Raw genomic sequence first — 17,373 nt, forward strand, 5'->3', positions numbered from 1 at the left:
CGAGGTCACGGATGAGGCTGAGCGTGATCATGCCGGTCTACAATCGCGAAGCCTATGTCGGCGCCGCGCTGCGTTCGCTGCTCAGGCAAGGCGACGCCGCCGATCTCGACGTCATCGTCGTCGACGACGGTTCGACCGACGGTTCGGTCGAGGCCGTGCGCGCGATGATGCATGATCATTCCTGCATCCGGCTGTTCCGGCAAGAGAACATGGGGGTGACGCGGGCGCGCAACAGCGGGCTCAGGCTGCTCAAGCCCGAGGCAGACCTGGTCTCGTTCCTCGATTCGGACGACATCTCGCCGGCCGGGCGCTTCGAGGCGGATGTCGCGCTTTTCCGGAAGAATCCCGATCTCGATCTGACCTACTCAAGGATGATGCTGGTCGACAAGATCGATGACGGGATCCTGGAACCCACGGAGGACAGCAACTGCATCACGATTCGTGGCATTCACCTGTCGGCGGCGATCTTCGCGCGCCGGCTCGTCGCGCGCATAGGCGATTTCGACGAGGATTTCGTCCAGGCCGAAGACACCGACTACCTGCTGCGCGGTTTTGAGATCGGCCCCAGATACGTGCTTCCCGACACGGTCGCACTCTACTACAGACGGCATGCGGGCAACATGACGAGGCAAGAGGACGTCCAGTCGCGGGAATTCCTGCGCGCTATCTATAAATCCATGAAGCGGCGCAAGGCCGACCCGTCGCTACGGCCGATCGAAGGTATCTTCGAGCTGGACAAACTGACAGATTGGCACTCCCTGTGATGGACGGATACGGCGTCGTCATACCGGCCTTCAACGCCTCCGGCACTATTGCCGAGACGCTGCGGTCGGTCGCTGCCCAGACGGTGCGGCCTGAGCTGGTGGTGATCGTCGATGACGGATCGACCGACGACCTCGCCGCGGCGATCGGCGGAACGGACCTGCCGCTGCGCCTGCTGCGCCAGGCAAATGCCGGGCCGGGCAGTGCCACCACCAGGGGCATCGCCGCGCTGTCGACGCCGTTCATCGCGACGCTCGACGCCGATGATCTGTGGTTGCCCGCCAAGATCGAAACACAGCTCGCGCATCTCGAAAGATTTCCCACGGCATCGGGAGTTTTTTGCCAATGGCGGAATTTCCGCAATGACCGGCCAGATGCGCCCGAAGGCGCGGCTCTGCCCGGCTGGTCGCGGACCACGATGCTGATCCGGCGCGAGGGTGCCGAGACCGTCGGACCCGTCGTCGATCCGCCGGGCGGCCGTGGCGAGATGATCGACTGGATCGCGCGGGCGCGCGAGGCGGGCCTTGCCCTCGACATGATCGAGGAGGTGCTGGCGCTGCGTCGCATCAGACCGGGCAGCCTGTCCTACGGGCGCGATGCCACGCGCGATCGCGGCTACCTGGAAGTGGCGCGGCTGGCCATGCTGCGGCGGGCCCGAAACAAGGCCGGCGCGGGCTGATGGCGCGCATTCGCCGCATCGGCCGACGCTTCCCGGACTATGGCTGGTCCTGGCCGACGGGCGGGCTCGACCAGTTGCTCAAGGCGGCGCTTCTTGCCGACGACGACGCGGCCGCCGGTTGCGCGATGGAGTGGCTGAGCGCGAACGACATCGACCTCGTCTCCTTCAGGGAGCATCGGCTGCTGACCGCCATCTGCGACCGGTTCGGCCGGAAATTGGCCGGGCATTCCGCCTATCCACGTCTTGTCGGCCTGCAAAAGATGCTGTGGACCAAGTCGCGCATGGCGATGCGCGAGGCCGAACCGGCGCTGCAGGCGATGACCGAGGCCGGATGCATGGTGATGCTGATCAAGGGTGCCAGCCGCATTGCCTTGAACGCGTCGGCGCAGCGGGGCCGGGTGGCGCACGACATCGACATATTGGTGCGGTCGCAGGACATGCCGGCGGCGTTCGACGTGCTGCGCGAGCGCGACTGGCAGATCGCCACCGGGGTGAGCCCGCAATATCTGAGGACAAGACTGGCGTCCTTGCGCTCGATGAACTTCTTCAAGGGCAATTATGGCGATATCGACCTGCACCAACTCGCCTATGACGGTTCCCAGCAAAGCGACGAGGACGACCAGGCGATCTGGCGGCGGGCGGCGGCGGCCGAGTTCAGCGGCGTCGGCGTGCTGGTACCGTCGCCCGCCGACCGCATCGCGCTGGCGATAGCGCATGGCGGGCTCGACGCCCACACGCACAGCGATTGGCTGGTCGATTGCGCGGTGGCCATTCGCGCCGGCGACGTCGACTGGGACGTGTTCCTCGATATTGTCGCCAGGCGGCGCCTTGCCGTTGCCGCGGCAGTGGCGCTCTCCTACCTAGCGCTCGAGATTGGCGTGACGGTGCCGGACAGCGTGCTGGCGCGCGTGCTGGAGATGGCCGACCGCACCGGCCTGTCGCGCTGGTCGGCCGTGCTGCAGGCCAAGCCGCGAACCGATTTCGGCAGGCTGGCCTGGCTGTCGCGCGGTTTTGCCAAGCAGTTGCGGCTGAGACGCAAGAGCGGCCGGCTGCGGCAAGAACCGCCGACCAAAGCCTGGCGTGGCCGCCGCGCCAGCCGCGTGCCGCTGGGCGCGGCCTCGCCATCGGCATTCTCCCAAGCCATACCCTGCCCACCGACGGCCGGAGACATGATGCTGGACATCACGATCCGGGTCAGTGTTCCGCCGATCCGGCGCCGCATCGAAATGGAGATCAATGCCGACGATCACCATGTCGCGCGCCTGCGCGCCATGGCCATCAGCCGGTCCGGAGGCGACCGGGTGCTGCATTTTCGCGGCAAGGTGACGCTCGACGGCCAACAGCATGCCCTGACGCTGGAGGCACGACCGTCCCGGCAATTCCGCCAATGGGAAGACCAGGCAACGGTCGCGGCCTATGGCGCGCTGCCTTTCCAGCTGGTCTCGGCGGCTTTTTCGCCGCTGCGCTGAAGACGCCGCCGCCAAAGGCAGCAGGGCCGGAGCGCGGTAGAGGCGCCCGCGGCTATACGGTGTTCCCGTCGGGCTTCGTTACCCGCCGCAGCGTCAGGTTGATCCTGCCGCCGTTCTTGAGCAGCGCCGAGGTCGAAGGGTAGATGCGGTCGACGCCATGGAAGGCAAGACGGCCCTCGCCGCCAAGCACGACGACATCGCCGCTTTTCAGCCTGAACGATTTGGTGGCGCCGTCGCGCGTCGTCTGGCCGACCCTGAACAGGCAGTCGTCGCCGAGCGAGACGGAGACGACGGGGGCCGAGAGGTCGGCCTCGTCGCGATCCTGATGCAGGCCCATCTTCGCGTCGGGCGTGTAGAAATTGATCAGGCAGGCCTCCGGTAGATGCGGATAGCCCGACACCTGCCGCCACAGGTCGAGCAGACTGCCGGGGATGGGCGGCCATGGCGTCCCGGTCACGGGATGCGTCGGCTGGTAGCGGTAGCCGCGTTCCTTGTCGGTGACCCAGCCGAGCGGACCGCAATTGGTCATGCGCACGCTCATCTCCTTGCCGGTGCGCGGCATGGCCGGCACGAACAGCGGCGCCTGCTGGACGATGGCCCTGACGTCCTCGACCAGCGCCTCCTGCACCTCGCGAGACAGATGGGCCGGCATGTGGCGGACGCCCTTGGGCAGAACGAGCAATTGGCTCACCTTTCGAATGTTCGGACCCGCAAGATGCCACCATCGGACGCCGAGGGCGACCCGAAAGCAGTCGTCGATTTCACTGAAATTGCCGAGGCGGGAATGCGCGGTGAATTCGTCTCACCAAATCAGCCAGAGGCGTTGACGGATAAAGATGATTAACTTAGCCAAGATTTTGAACCTGAGTGTCTAAGGCAACAATTTCACCCGGGCGCCGGACGGAGGCCATGGGGAACGAATGACGAGAGCGAGGTAATATAAAAGTGGTGTTTCTTCGAGACTTCGGAGCGGTCAAGCGCGGCGGTATCTGGTTCCGGCGAGGGCTTGTGGCGACGACGTGCCTGTCGACGGTGCTTGGCGTTGGCCATGCATCGGCACAGCAGGCCGGCACCCAGGCATCCGACGGTACGGGGGTGCTGGAGCCGATTACGGTCAGCGGCAAGACCGGCAGCGACACTTCCCGAGAAGACGACAAGATGGTGGCCGCCAAGCGCAGCTCCGGCGCGACCAAGACGGACACGCCGCTTATCGAAACGCCGCGCTCCGTCTCGGTGGTGACACGCAAGGAGATCGAGGAGCGCGGCGCGCAGGACATCATCGAGGCGGTGCGCTATTCCGCCGGCGTGAGCACCGGCGCCTATGGGTTCGACCCGCGCTTCGACCAAATCTACATCAGAGGCTACGATGCCACCACGCTCGGCGACTACAAGGACGGCCTGCGCCAGCCCTACATCAACTACGGCACTTTCCGCACCGACCCCTATTCGCTCGAACGCGTCGAGGTGATCAAGGGGCCGGTGTCGGTGCTTTACGGCGCGGGAACGCCGGCCGGCATCGTCAACAAGGTGCCCAAGCTGCCGACCGAGGACAGGATACGGGAAGTCGAACTGCTCTATGGCACGAAGGACAGGGCGCAGGCCGCCTTCGATTTCGGCGGACCCGTCACCGAGGGCAGCGACGATTTTCTCTACAGGATCGTCGGCCTGGCGCGAAACGGCGACACGAATTTCGACATCGCCGACGACCGTTATCTCCTGCAACCGTCCTTCACCTGGAACCCGGATGCCGCGACCTCCTTCACGGTCTACGGGCTGGTGCAGGCCGATGAGACGGATTCCAATCCTGGCGTGATCACCGACCCGTCGGGGAAGGTGCATGCCCTGCGCGAGAGCGACCCGGATTACGATTACCAGAAGATCCGGCAGCAGCAGGTTGGCTACAAGTTCGAGCACGATTTCGGCGACGGCATCACCGTGCGCCAGAATGTTCGATACTCCCATCTCGACCTGAGGTCGCGCTATCTCGCGGTCTCCGGCTGGACAGGTACGGTCGCGCATCGCTATGCGACCGCGATTCGCGACGAAATGAACGTCTTCCAGGCCGACAACCAGGTCGAGGCCAAATTCGACACTGGCGCGCTCGCCCACACGCTGCTTCTCGGCCTCGACTATACGAACCTGACCTCGTCCTTCGGCTATGGATTCGATGCGGCCGATCCGGCCTATGATTTCGACATCGCCAACCCGACCTACGGTGTCTCCGGCCCGACGCCGGCCACCACGTTCTCGGCCTCCGACGCGGATCTGCGCCAGACCGGAATCTATGCGCTGGACCAGGTCGAGCTGGACAGATGGCGCTTCACCCTTGGCGGGCGCCAGACCTGGGTCGAGCAGACGCGGGACTACGTTGGGGGCGGCTCCGAAGCGGTGAACAAGAACGCCTTCAGCATGCAGGCCGGCGCGCTTTATCTGTTCGACAATGGCTTCGCGCCCTTCGCGAGCTATGCGACTTCGTTCGAGCCGATCTCGAACCGGTCGGCCGATGGTGGCGGCATCCTGCAGCCGACGAAGGGCGAACAGGTCGAGCTCGGCATCAAGTACCAGCCGCCGGGAAGCGATATCCTGCTCTCGGCCGTCGCCTATCACCTCGTCGAGAAGAACAAGCCGGTCGTCGTGGATCCCAATGCGGGAACCTATCGTTCACTGGGCGAGGTCACCAGCAATGGATTTGAGCTGGAGGCCCGCGCGGCCGTCATGGACGGACTCGATGTGATCGCGGCCTATAACTACAACCATGCCGAGATCACGGGCGCCGCCGCTGGCTCGACGGAGCTCGGCAAGGTCCCCGCCGTCACCCCCGAGCATGTCGCGAGCCTCTGGGCCAATTACAAGTTCGACGAGAGCAGTGCCGCTCCAGGCCTTTCGGTGGGCGCGGGCGTGCGGTTGCAGAGCGCGACCTATACCGACACATCGAACACGGCCAAGAACGATGCCGCCGTCTATCTCGATGCGTCGGCGTCCTATGATTTCGGCGCCATCGACAAGAAGTATGAAGGTGTCTCGGCCGCCTTTGCCGTCCGCAACATCGCCGACGACCGCGCGACGGTATGCAACAGCGGCTATTGCTACATGGGCCAGGGCCGCAACATCACGGCTTCGCTGAAGCGCCGCTGGTAAAGGCAACGCCCCGCGCCCTTTCGGACGCGCGGCGCATTGATTCCACCGTTTGGATGCAACCCGGCTCGGCGGTTCAGCCAAGCTCGGGGATGCGCAGGACCTGGCCCGGATAGATCTTGTCGGGATGGGTCAGCATCGGCTTGTTGGCCTCGAAGATGACCGTGTTCTTGACACCCTGGCCCTTGCCATAGCTCTTTTCGGCGATCTTCCAGAGATTGTCGCCCTTCTGGACGGTGTAGAAGGTCGGCTCCTTGGCCGGGGCGGCCGTGCCGGAAGCCGGCGCGACCTGCAACTCGTCAGCCTGTACCTTGGAGACGCCGAGCGTGTTGCCGACGGCGATGACCGCCTTTTCGAAGATCGACTGGTCCTTGACCACGCCCTTCAGCACCGCGGTATCGCCCTGGACGACAACCTGCACGCCATCGGTGCCGAGCTTGTGCGAATCGAGTTCTTTCTTGAGGGTGTCGGCGGTGGGTGCGGCTTCCTCGTCGCCGCCTATGCCGAGCTTCTTGCCGACGCTCTTGACGAAATCGAACATACCCATTTCTACGTCTCCCTTGCTGTGGCAATAAGGGAAACTTGCATCTGCAACGCAAAATTGAAAGCGGTTTTGCGCACGCGACTGGCGCGTTGCTTAATCGTTCTCTACCCGGCCGCGCAGCTTCTTGATCGTACCGCGCCCCGCCTTGCTCTTCAGTCGCCGCTCGACCGCCCCCTTTGAGGGCCTTGTCTTCTTGCGCGGCGGCGGTGGCGGTTCGGCCGCCTTGGCGACCAGCGCCGTGAGCCTTGCCCGGGCATCCGCCCGGTTCTGTTCCTGGGTGCGGAAGCGTCCGGCCTCGATGACGATGACACCGTCCTTGGTGGCGCGTTGGCCGGCAAGCTTTATGGTCCGCTCGCGCACGCGGTCCGACAGGCCCTCCGCGTTGTGCGCGTCGAAGCGCAACTGCACCGCTGTCGCCACCTTGTTGACGTTCTGGCCGCCAGGACCGGACGAGCGGATGAAATCCTCGTGCAGATCGCCCGGATGGATCACGGCTTCGCCCGATATGATGATGTCGTCGTCGATCGGCATGCCGCAGTCATGGCGCGGCGGACTAAAAAAGAAAAGGCCCGATCGAAGCCGGGCCCTTCCAATGCATGTCGCCCAGAAGTGACGTCGGTTCCGGGATGACGACATGCATGAGAGAACGTCGAGCGGCGGGATGATTACTCCGCCGCTTCCTGCATCCGCGGTGCGGCCCCCAGCACCACGGCGTCGACATGGCTTTCGAATTTCTCGAAGTTGACGGCGAACATGCCGACCAGCCTTGCCGCCTGCCGGTCATAGGCGGCCTTGTCGGCCCAGGTGGAGCGCGGGTCGAGAATGGCGCTGTCGACGCCAGTCACGGCCTCCGGCACCTCGAAGCCGAAATTGGCGTCGGTGCGGAACCTGGCCGTCTTCAGCGAACCGTCGAGGGCCGCGGCGAGCAAGGCGCGCGTCGCCTTGATCGGCATACGCTTGCCGGTGCCGTAAGCGCCGCCGGTCCAGCCGGTGTTGACCAGCCAGCAATCGGCGCCATGGCGGGCAATGAGTTCGCGCAGCAGATTGCCATATTCCGAGGGGTGACGCGGCATGAAAGGGGCACCGAAGCAGGTCGAGAAGGTGGCTTCGGGCTCGGTCACGCCCTTTTCGGTTCCGGCGACCTTGGCCGTGTAACCGGAAAGGAAATGATACATCGCCTGCGCCGGTGTCAGCCTGGCGATCGGAGGCATCACGCCGAAAGCATCGGCGGTCAGCATGATGATGTTCTTCGGATGACTGGCGCGCCCGGTCTTCGAGGCATTGGGGATGAAGTCGAGCGGATAGGCGCAGCGTGTGTTTTCGGTGAGCCGGCCGTCATCGAAGTCCGGCACGCCATCGGCGTCGAGCACGACATTTTCCAGAACCGTGCCGAAGCGCTGCGTGGTGGCGAAGATCTCCGGCTCGGCTTGCGCCGACAGCTTGATCGTCTTGGCATAGCAGCCGCCTTCGAAATTGAAGATGCCGTGCGGACCCCAGCCATGCTCGTCGTCGCCGATCAGCGTGCGGGACGGATCGGCCGACAGCGTGGTCTTGCCGGTGCCCGACAGGCCGAAGAAGATGGCGGCGTCACCTGCCGGACCTTCATTGGCCGAGCAGTGCATCGGCATGACGCCCTTTTCCGGCAAGAGGTAGTTCAGCATGGTGAACACCGACTTCTTCATTTCGCCGGCATAGGAGGTGCCGCCGATCAGCACGATCTTGCGCGTCAGGTCGACGGCGATCACCGTTTCGGTGCGGCTGCCGTGGCGGGCGGGATCGGCGCGGAAGGACGGCAGGTCGATGATCGTCATCCCCGGCACGAACTGTTCGAGTTCGGCCGCGTCGGGACGGATGAGCAGGTTGCGGATGAACAGCGAGTGCCAGGCAAATTCGGTGATCACCCTGGTGGGCAGCTTGAGCTCCGCGTCGGCGCCGCCGACCAGATCCTGCACATAGAGATCCTTGTCGGCGGCCTGGGCCTGGAAGTCGGCGAGCAAGGCGTCGAATTGGGCCGGCGAGATCGCCTTGTTGTTGTCCCACCAGACTGGCAGTTCGGTGGTGGCGTCGCGCACGACGAACTTGTCCTTAGGCGAGCGACCGGTGTGCTGGCCGGTTTCGGCGACAAGCGCGCCATGCGCGGTCAGCCGGGCTTCACCGCGCCGGATCGCTTCCTCATAAAGGGCGGCCGCGCCGAAATTGTAGCGCACCACGCCGGAGGTTTTCAGACCGACATGATCGATCGCGCAGGCAGGATTGCGTTTGCCGACTTCCGACATTGGTGACCCTTCTTGAGATTTGCCGCATCTTTGCCGGCACATTTCCGGCACACCTGCCAAGCAGGCTAGGATGGTCAGAACCAGAAAAGCCAAATGATATCAAATCATTAATCGATTTAAATATTTTGAAAGTTGTTTAAATCGTTTATATATGCGAAAAGTTTCATGGCTGCCCAAAGGATTGGACGTGTCCGTTCGTCCAATCCGTGTCGAGGTAGGATTGTGGCCGCCGGCACCCCGCGCGTGACAGCGGATAAGGCCTATGCCACATTTTGTACCTAATTTGTCCTGCAAAAGCCCCTTCTCTTACGACAGAAGGGACAGCTCATGAGGGAGCCACTTGAAATGGCAACAATCGCGCTTGTCGATGACGACCGCAACATTCTGACGTCGGTGTCGATCGCCCTCGAATCCGAAGGCTACCGCGTCGAGACCTATACGGATGGTGCGTCCGCGCTGGAAGGCCTGGCGGCCCGGCCGCCGAATCTTGCCATCCTCGACATCAAGATGCCGCGCATGGACGGCATGGAGCTTCTGCGCCGGATGCGCCAGAAATCCGACCTGCCAGTGATCTTCCTGACCTCCAAGGATGACGAGATCGATGAATTGTTCGGTCTCAAGATGGGCGCCGACGACTTCATCCGCAAACCGTTCTCGCAGCGCCTACTGGTCGAGCGGGTGCGCGCCGTTCTGCGCCGGGCCAGCGCCCGCGAGGCCGCGGCAAAAACGCCCAGCCAGCAGGCTCGCTCGCTCGAGCGCGGCCAGCTCGTCATGGACCAGGAGCGCCATACCTGCACCTGGAAGGGCGAGCCGGTAACGCTCACCGTCACCGAGTTCCTGATCCTGCATTCGCTGGCGCAACGCCCGGGCGTGGTAAAAAGCCGTGATGCGCTGATGGATTCGGCCTATGATGAGCAGGTCTATGTCGACGACCGCACGATCGACAGCCACATCAAGCGGCTGCGCAAGAAATTCAAGGCCGTCGACGACGACTTCGAAATGATCGAAACCCTTTACGGAGTCGGATACCGGTTCCGCGAAGCGTAAAGCCTAGTCAGGAGCTGCTATTCGATGGCAGTGGAAGCACAACGAAGCAGACCAGCGGCCGCTGCCAGGCGGCCGTCGCGCATCATGCCGTCCTTCGTGTCGAAATTCACGGTGCCGATGCGCCGCTTCCTCGGCCATCATATCTTCTCCAGCCTGACGCGGCGTATCCTTTTTCTCAATCTCGCCGGGCTGGCGGTGCTCGTCACCGGCATCCTCTATCTCAACACCTTCCGCGACGGGCTGATCGACGCGCGCGTCGAAAGCCTGATGACGCAAGGCGAGATCATCGCCGGCGCCATCGCGGCGTCGGCGACGGTCGAGACGGATTCGATCAGCATCGACCCGGAAAAACTGCTCGAGCTGCAGGCCGGCGAAAGCCTGGGGCCGGGCTCGGACCAGCTCGACAATCTGGATTTTCCGATCAATCCCGAGCGCGTGGCGCCCGTGCTGCGGCGGCTGATCTCGCCGACCCGCACACGCGCCCGCATCTATGACCGCGACGCCAACCTGCTGCTCGATTCGCGCCATCTCTATTCGCGCGGCCAGATCCTGCGCTACGACCTGCCGCCGGTCGACGAGGAAGAGCCCGATCTTGTCGAGCGCGTCCAGAAGTTCATCTTCGACTTCTTCCGCAACACCGACCTGCCGGTCTATCACGAGCAGCCGGGCGGCAATGGCGCTACCTTCCCCGAAGTGGTCAAGGCGCTGACCGGCAGCCCGTCGACCATCGTGCGGGTCTCCGAACAGGGCGAGCAGATCGTCTCGGTGGCGGTGCCGATCCAGCGTTTTCGCGCCGTTCTCGGCGTGCTGATGCTGTCGACCGAAGGCGGCGACATCGACAAGATCGTCGCCGCCGAACGCAAGGCGATCCTGCGCGTCTTCGGCATCGCGGCGCTCGTCACGGCCATCCTGTCGATGCTGCTGGCCTCCACCATCGCCAATCCGCTGCGCCGGCTGTCCGCCGCTGCCGTTCGGGTGCGCCGCGGTGTCAAGAGCCGCGAGGAAATCCCCGACTTTTCCGACCGCCAGGACGAGATCGGCAATCTGTCTGTCGCCGTGCGCGACATGACCAACGCGCTCTACGCGCGCATCGAGGCCATCGAAAGCTTCGCCGCCGATGTTTCGCATGAGCTGAAGAACCCGCTGACATCGCTGCGCAGCGCCGTCGAAACATTACCGCTGGCGAAAAACGATAATTCACGCGCGCGTCTGATGGAGATCATCCAGCATGACGTCAAACGGCTGGACCGCCTCATCACCGACATTTCCGACGCCTCGCGGCTCGACGCCGAGTTGGCCCGCGAAGATGCCGGAACCGTCGACCTGAAGAAATTCGTCACCGACCTCGTCGCTGTTTCGCGTGAGACGACGCGCAACAAGAAGGCGGTCGAGATCGAACTCAAGGTGGCCAAGCTGCCGCAGGGCGCCAAAGGCTATCTGGTCGTCGGCCACGATCTGCGCATCGGCCAGGTCATCACCAACCTGATCGAGAACGCGCGCTCCTTCGTTCCCGAGGACCACGGCCACATCAGCCTGTCGCTGGCGCGCGCCGGCAAGTTCAACATCCTGACAGTCGACGACAATGGTCCCGGCATCCGCGCCGACAACATCGAGCGCATCTTCGAACGCTTCTATACCGACCGACCGGCCGGCGAGGCGTTCGGGCAGAACTCGGGTCTGGGCCTGTCGATCTCCAGGCAGATCGTCGAGGCTCACGGCGGTACGCTGACCGCCGAAAACATTCCCGGGACCAAGCCCGGCGAGATCAAGGGCGCACGCTTCGTCGTGACGCTGCCAGCCGAGGGATGAGCGCCTATCGCCGGGGATTGCGACGTGCGACCTGAAAACATTCACGCGACGGCGCTGCTGATCGGCGAGCGCGGCGTCTTCATCACCGGTGCGTCCGGTTCAGGCAAGACAACGCTGGCGCTGACGCTGATCGGCCATTGCCAGCAGCACGGATTGTTCTCGCGGCTCGTCGGCGACGATCAGCTCTTCGTCGAAGCTCGTGCGGGGCGGCTGGTCTGCCGCGCGCCCACCACCATAGCGGGCCTGGCCGAAGTGCCGGGGCTTGGGCCGCGGCCTCTCCCATTCGAGCCGGCCTGCGTCGTCGACCTGCATCTGCGGCTGCTGCCGGCCGGTCAAATCGCGCGCTTCCAGGAGGACGCCAGCGACGACATCGCCGGCTGCGCGGTGGCGCGGATCGATCTGGCCGAGCGCAATGTCGCGGCCGCCTTGCCGGCCGTGATGGCGCGGGTGTCGATCGCGCCTTTTCCATGATCCGCCCCGGGTTTTTTGCTGCAATGCGTCAAAATGGCATGGGCCGGCGCAATTTTGGGCTTGTCAACGGGCCGCGCGTCGACAAGATAGCGCTCCCGCCGCCTGGATTGGCTGGCGAGCATAAAATGCGCCTGTGAAGCGGCGATGACGGGAGCCACCATAGAATGATCGGACTCGTGCTTGTAACGCACGGTCAACTGGCCACCGAGTTCCGACATGCCGTCGAACATGTCGTCGGGCCACAAGACAATTTCGAAACCGTGGCGATCGGTGCCGACGACGATATGGAGCAGCGTCGCCGCGACATCGTCGACGCCGTCGCCCGCGTCGATACAGGGACGGGCGTGATCGTGCTGACCGACATGTTCGGCGGCACGCCGTCCAACCTTGCGATCTCGGTGATGGAGTCGGGCCGCACCGAGGTGATCGCCGGCATGAACCTGCCGATGCTGATCAAGCTGTCCTCGATCCGCAAGGGCGACAACATGGCCGCCGCCCTCGATGAGGCGCAGGCCGCCGGCCGCAAATACATCAACGTCGCCAGCCAGCTTCTGAGCAGCAAATGAACGCGCTATCCCCGGAAAAAGACCAGATCATCCGGGAGTTTCCGATCGTCAACCAGCGTGGCCTGCATGCGCGCGCATCGGCGAAGTTTGTCCAGCTGGCCAGCGGCTTCAACGCTTCGGTCCATGTCGAGAAGGATGGCGTCAAGGTCGGCGGCACCTCGATCATGGGCCTGATGATGCTGGCGGCAAGTCCGGGATACTCGATCCGCGTCACCGCCAGCGGCCCCGAAGCACTTGAGGTCATGGACGCGCTGGAGCAGCTCGTCGCCTCCCGTTTCGGCGAGGAGTGCTGACCCGGAAATCAGTCCGCCGGGGACATGCACGAATAAAGATTTCTTTATATCCCATTGTCGTACGAAGCCTGATCTGCTAGTCAGGCCGGCAATTCGCGCGCCTGGAAATGTCTTCCGGCTCGGGCGCATCCGCAAACAATTCGCACGCATTACATTCGCAGGGAGCACTGCCATGACGGGTAGCAAGGACTATGTGGTCGCCGACATCTCGCTTGCCGGCTGGGGCCGCAAGGAACTGGATATCGCCGAGACCGAAATGCCGGGCCTGATGGCCTGCCGCGAGGAATTCGGCGCCAAGAAGCCACTCAAGGGCGCGCGCATCACCGGCTCGCTGCATATGACCATCCAGACGGCGGTGCTGATCGAGACGCTGAAGGAGCTCGGCGCCGATATCCGCTGGGCTTCCTGCAACATCTTTTCGACCCAGGACCATGCCGCCGCGGCCATCGCCGAGGCCGGCATTCCGGTCTTCGCCGTCAAGGGCGAGAGCCTCGAACAGTACTGGGACTACACCGACAGGATCTTCCAGTGGGCCGATGGCGGCCTCTCCAACATGATCCTCGACGATGGCGGCGATGCCACCATGTATATCCTGATCGGCGCCCGCGCCGAAGCCGGCGAGGACGTGCTGTCCAATCCGCAGAGCGAGGAAGAGGAATATTTCTACGCCCAGGTCAAGAAGCGCCTGAAGGCTTCGCCGGGCTTCTTCACCAAGCAGCGGGAAGCGATCCGCGGCGTCACCGAGGAGACGACCACCGGCGTCAACCGGCTCTACCAGCTGCAGAAGAAGGGCCTGCTGCCTTTCCCCGCCATCAACGTCAACGACTCGGTCACCAAGTCGAAGTTCGACAACAAATATGGCTGCAAGGAATCGCTGGTCGACGGCATCCGTCGCGGTACCGACACGATGATGGCCGGCAAGGTCGCGGTCGTCTGCGGCTATGGCGACGTCGGCAAGGGCTCGTCGGCCTCGCTCAAGGGCGCGGGCGCCCGCGTCAAGGTCACCGAGGTCGATCCGATCTGCGCGCTGCAGGCCGCGATGGACGGTTTTGAAGTGGTCACGCTGGAAGATGCGGCACCGACCGCCGACATCGTCATCACCACCACCGGCAACAAGGATGTCGTCACCCTCGAGCATATGCGCTCGATGAAGGACATGGTGATCGTCGGCAACATCGGCCATTTCGACAACGAGATCCAGGTCGCGTCGCTGCGCAATCTGAAGTGGACCAATGTCAAGCCGCAGGTCGACATGATCACCTTCCCGGATGGCAAGCGCATGATCCTTCTGTCGGAAGGCCGCCTGCTCAATCTCGGCAACGCCACCGGTCATCCGAGCTTCGTCATGTCGGCCTCCTTCACCAACCAGGTGCTGGCGCAGATCGAGCTCTACACCAAGGGCGAGCAGTACCAGAACCAGGTCTATGTGCTGCCCAAGCATCTCGACGAGAAGGTCGCGCGCCTGCATCTCGACAAGCTCGGCGCCCGGTTGACCGAACTGTCGGGTGAGCAGGCCGCCTATATCGGCGTCACGCCACAGGGTCCGTTCAAGCCGGAACACTACCGCTATTAACCAAAGCTAGATTTACTACCAGATATTGACGCCGGGCGATTGACTTTTCGCCCGGCTTTATTTTTGCGCCGAATGATTCTTCACGCCGATTCCGGCAGGCGCTATTGTTGTGATTCGCGGGCTCGGGGACGAGGGTCGGCGTACGCATCAGGGCGGTCTTGCATTCAGGCGGCGAAGAGGACCAAGACATGCCGGGGGATAACCCGCTTCACGCGGGACAGGCCGTTTCCGGCGGCCATCAGGATTCGAGGGCCACTGGCTCGGCCAGGCCTAGCGGGCGCCGTTCGTGGCGTGGCCGCGCGGGACTGCTGCTTGCCGGCTCCACGCTCGCCGGTCCGTTGTTTGGCGGAGCGGGGCGCGCCCAGGGCGCCGAAGTGGCGGTAGCCAGCCTCTCGATCAACACTGTCGAGGTCATGCAACTGGCCGTCTTTGCCGGGGTGATGGGAGCGGCGTTCCTCTCAGCCATCGTTCTGATCCGCGAACGCGCGCGCGCATCGGCGGAAAATGTCGACCTGAGAAGCCGCGTCGCCGATGTCAGCGCCGCGTTGCGGCGTTCGGAGGCGCTGCTCAATCTGCGCGACCAGCGTGTCGTCGTCTGGGCTTCGGAGAACAAGAAACCCGAACTCATCGGCACATTGCCGACTGAAAGCGGCGCACCGGAGGAGCGGGCCGCGTTCCTGGCCTTCGGCCGCTGGCTGATGCCGCGTTCGGCGGCCGCACTCGAACATGCCATAGCGGGTTTGCGCGAAAAGGGCAGGCCGTTCGACCTGGTGATGGAATCGCAGGCCGGCGCCCCATTGGAAGTGCATGGCCGCAAGAGCGCGGCCCATGTGCTGGTGCGGTTTGTTTCGCTTTCCGAAACACAACGCAGCCAGGCCCGGCTCAAGATCGACAACCAGCGGCTGGCAGCCGACCATGACACGATGATCGGCCTGCTCGAGGCGCTGAAGATGCCGGCATGGCTGCGCGACGAGCATGGCCGCCTTAAATGGGTCAACCGGGCCTATGCCGACGCGGTCGAAGCCGAGAGCGCCGAGGCCGCCGTGCGTGACGCCAAGGAATTCCTCGGCGGCCAGGCGCGCGAAGCCATCGCCACGCAACACAAATCGCATCCGGTGTTCGAGCAGTCGCTTTCGACGGTGATCGAAGGCGACCGCCGCGTGTTCGCGGTGACCGACTTTGCCGGCGCCGACGGTTCGGCCGGCCTTGCCTGCGACACCAGCGCCATCGAGGCCATCCGCGGCGAATATGAGCGGACCGTGCGCAGCCACGCCGATACGCTCGACCAGCTCAACACCGCTGTCGCCATCTTCGACACCGACGAGAAGCTGCGCTTCTTCAACCAGGCCTTCCAGAAACTGTGGGGGCTGGACAGCGGCTTCCTGCACAGCGCGCCCGACAACGCCCTTCTGCTCGACCGGCTACGCAGCGAAGGCAAGATCGCCGAGCAGCCGGAATGGCGCCGCTGGAAGGAAGGCCTGCTCGGCGCCTACCGTGCGGTCGAATCGCAGGAACACTGGTGGCATTTGCCGGACGGCAAGACGATCCGCGTCCTCGCCAACCCGCAACCCAAGGGCGGCGTCACCTGGGTGTTCGAGAACCTGACCGAGAAGATGGACCTGGAAAGCCGCTACCGGACCGCGGTCCGGGTCCAGGGCGAAACGCTCGACAATCTGGCTGAGGGCGTCGCGGTGTTCGGCCCCGACGGCCGGTTGCGCCTGTCGAACCCGGCTTTTGCCACGCTGTGGGGGTTGGACAAGGAAGCCGCCAAGCCCAGTGTGCATGTATCGGCCATACGCGACCTCTGCGACCGGCAAGCCGTCGAGAGCCCGTGGCCCGGCTTCGTCGCCGCCATCACCGGCTTCGACGAAGAGCGCCGCGACCGCCACGGCCAGACCGAGCTCAACAACGGCACCGTGCTGCGTTACGCCATGATCCCGCTGCCCAACGGGCAAGTGATGATGACCTTCGTCGACGTCACCGACAGCGTCCATGTCGAACGCGCGCTCAAGGACAGGAACGAGGCGCTGGAGAAATCGGACCAGCTCAAGAACGACTTCGTCCAGCATGTGTCCTACGAACTGCGTTCGCCGCTGACCAACATCATCGGCTTCACCGAGCTGCTGTCGCTACCCACGACCGGCCCCTTGACGCAGAAGCAGCGCGAATATGTCGAGCATGTCGGCTCGTCCTCCTCGGTGTTGCTGACCATCGTCAACGACATACTGGACCTTGCGACGGTCGACGCCGGCATCATGCAGCTCGACATTTCCGAAGTGCGTGTCGACCGCACCATCGCGGCCGCCGCCGAACTCGTCTCCGACCGGCTGGAGGAGCATTCGATCCGCCTCGCGGTCGACGCCGCCGCGGCGCCGAAGACGTTCCATGGCGACGAAACCCGAATCCGCCAGATCCTCTACAATCTGCTGAGCAACGCCGCCAACTACGCGCCGGAGGCCAGCACCATCCGGCTGGCCTGCCGCCAGCTGGCGGACGGAGTCGAGTTCTCGGTTCACGACGACGGGCCCGGCATGCCGCCCGACGTGCTCGATTCGGTGTTCCGCCGCTTCGAGCCGCGCGCCAATGGCGGCCGCCGGCGCGGCGCTGGCCTCGGCCTGTCGATCGTCAAGAGCTTTGTCGAACTGCATGGCGGCGCCGTTCGCATCGAAACCGGTAGGGACAAGGGCACGACCGTCATCTGCACCTTCCCCGACATGCCGGGCATCCGCGCCGCGGCCGAGTAGCGCGC

The 17,373-nt window shown here is 64.1% G+C and carries 16 protein-coding genes; 12 read left to right on the top strand and 4 right to left on the bottom strand.

Going from position 1 to position 17,373, the window contains the following annotated elements; all coding sequences use genetic code 11:
* The first annotated feature begins 11 nt into the window (after nt 1-11).
* Genes FJ948_RS07200 through FJ948_RS07210 form a run of 3 tightly spaced genes read left to right on the top strand, consistent with a single transcriptional unit; the run spans nt 12 to nt 2,910 of the window.
* Entirely contained in the window at nt 12-764 is a 753-nt protein-coding gene (locus FJ948_RS07200; protein ID WP_140702900.1) for a glycosyltransferase, read from the top strand.
* Nucleotides 764-1,441 carry a glycosyltransferase family A protein gene (locus FJ948_RS07205; protein ID WP_140702901.1) on the top strand — a complete coding sequence of 226 codons (678 nt, stop codon included), beginning with the start codon at nt 764-766 and terminating at the stop codon, nt 1,439-1,441. The genes FJ948_RS07200 and FJ948_RS07205 overlap by 1 nt, the downstream gene beginning before the upstream one ends.
* Nucleotides 1,441-2,910, top strand: coding sequence for a nucleotidyltransferase family protein (locus FJ948_RS07210; RefSeq protein WP_181173588.1), 1,470 nt, complete (start codon nt 1,441-1,443; stop codon nt 2,908-2,910). The genes FJ948_RS07205 and FJ948_RS07210 overlap by 1 nt, the downstream gene beginning before the upstream one ends.
* A 52-nt stretch (nt 2,911-2,962) precedes the next feature.
* Here the strand turns inward: FJ948_RS07210 and FJ948_RS07215 are convergent, their stop codons facing one another.
* Nucleotides 2,963-3,592 (bottom strand): alpha-ketoglutarate-dependent dioxygenase AlkB, encoded by a 630-nt coding sequence (locus FJ948_RS07215; protein WP_140702904.1) that lies wholly within the window; start codon nt 3,590-3,592, stop codon nt 2,963-2,965.
* Between the two features lie 33 nt (nt 3,593-3,625).
* Here FJ948_RS07215 and FJ948_RS30885 point away from each other — a divergent pair, with 33 nt between their 5' ends.
* Nucleotides 3,626-3,754, top strand: a complete 129-nt coding sequence (locus FJ948_RS30885; protein WP_263494871.1) for a hypothetical protein — start codon at nt 3,626-3,628, stop codon at nt 3,752-3,754.
* Nucleotides 3,755-3,849: 95 nt separating this feature from the next.
* On the top strand, nt 3,850-6,048 hold the full coding sequence (locus tag FJ948_RS07220; RefSeq protein ID WP_181173625.1) for a TonB-dependent siderophore receptor: 2,199 nt from the start codon (nt 3,850-3,852) through the stop codon (nt 6,046-6,048).
* 73 nt (nt 6,049-6,121) lie between these two features.
* Here FJ948_RS07220 and lysM read toward each other — a convergent pair whose 3' ends face one another.
* The 3 genes from lysM to FJ948_RS07235 all read right to left on the bottom strand — a co-directional run bounded on the left by lysM (nt 6,122) and on the right by FJ948_RS07235 (nt 8,865).
* On the bottom strand, nt 6,122-6,592 hold the full coding sequence (lysM, locus tag FJ948_RS07225) for a peptidoglycan-binding protein LysM (RefSeq protein ID WP_140702906.1): 471 nt from the start codon (nt 6,590-6,592) through the stop codon (nt 6,122-6,124).
* Between the two features lie 90 nt (nt 6,593-6,682).
* The gene (arfB, locus tag FJ948_RS07230) at nt 6,683-7,120 is read right to left on the bottom strand and encodes an alternative ribosome rescue aminoacyl-tRNA hydrolase ArfB (protein ID WP_140702908.1); all 438 of its coding nucleotides are present in this window, start codon (nt 7,118-7,120) and stop codon (nt 6,683-6,685) included.
* A gap of 134 nt (nt 7,121-7,254) precedes the next feature.
* A complete protein-coding gene (locus FJ948_RS07235) occupies nt 7,255-8,865 on the bottom strand; it encodes a phosphoenolpyruvate carboxykinase (RefSeq protein WP_140702910.1) in 1,611 nt (536 codons plus the stop codon).
* Nucleotides 8,866-9,210: 345 nt separating this feature from the next.
* Between FJ948_RS07235 and FJ948_RS07240 the strand changes: the two genes are divergently transcribed.
* From FJ948_RS07240 to FJ948_RS07275, 7 genes are all read left to right on the top strand, one after another.
* Nucleotides 9,211-9,912 carry a response regulator transcription factor gene (locus FJ948_RS07240; protein ID WP_013528337.1) on the top strand — a complete coding sequence of 234 codons (702 nt, stop codon included), beginning with the start codon at nt 9,211-9,213 and terminating at the stop codon, nt 9,910-9,912.
* Between the two features lie 24 nt (nt 9,913-9,936).
* Nucleotides 9,937-11,721 carry a sensor histidine kinase gene (locus tag FJ948_RS07245; protein WP_140702912.1) on the top strand — a complete coding sequence of 595 codons (1,785 nt, stop codon included), beginning with the start codon at nt 9,937-9,939 and terminating at the stop codon, nt 11,719-11,721.
* A gap of 24 nt (nt 11,722-11,745) precedes the next feature.
* The gene (locus FJ948_RS07250) at nt 11,746-12,192 is read left to right on the top strand and encodes an HPr kinase/phosphorylase (RefSeq protein ID WP_140702914.1); all 447 of its coding nucleotides are present in this window, start codon (nt 11,746-11,748) and stop codon (nt 12,190-12,192) included.
* A 164-nt stretch (nt 12,193-12,356) separates the two neighbouring features.
* The gene (locus FJ948_RS07260; RefSeq protein ID WP_027032585.1) at nt 12,357-12,758 is read left to right on the top strand and encodes a PTS sugar transporter subunit IIA; all 402 of its coding nucleotides are present in this window, start codon (nt 12,357-12,359) and stop codon (nt 12,756-12,758) included.
* Nucleotides 12,755-13,051, top strand: coding sequence for an HPr family phosphocarrier protein (locus FJ948_RS07265; RefSeq protein WP_140702916.1), 297 nt, complete (start codon nt 12,755-12,757; stop codon nt 13,049-13,051). Before FJ948_RS07260 ends, FJ948_RS07265 begins: the two co-directional genes overlap by 4 nt.
* Before the next feature lie 172 nt (nt 13,052-13,223).
* Entirely contained in the window at nt 13,224-14,624 is a 1,401-nt protein-coding gene (gene ahcY / locus FJ948_RS07270) for an adenosylhomocysteinase (protein WP_140702918.1), read from the top strand.
* 188 nt (nt 14,625-14,812) lie between these two features.
* Nucleotides 14,813-17,368 carry a PAS domain-containing sensor histidine kinase gene (locus tag FJ948_RS07275; RefSeq protein ID WP_140702920.1) on the top strand — a complete coding sequence of 852 codons (2,556 nt, stop codon included), beginning with the start codon at nt 14,813-14,815 and terminating at the stop codon, nt 17,366-17,368.
* Nucleotides 17,369-17,373: the final 5 nt, after the last annotated feature.

It is taken from the genome of Mesorhizobium sp. B2-3-12 (assembly GCF_006442205.1).
Lineage (GTDB): Bacteria > Pseudomonadota > Alphaproteobacteria > Rhizobiales > Rhizobiaceae > Mesorhizobium.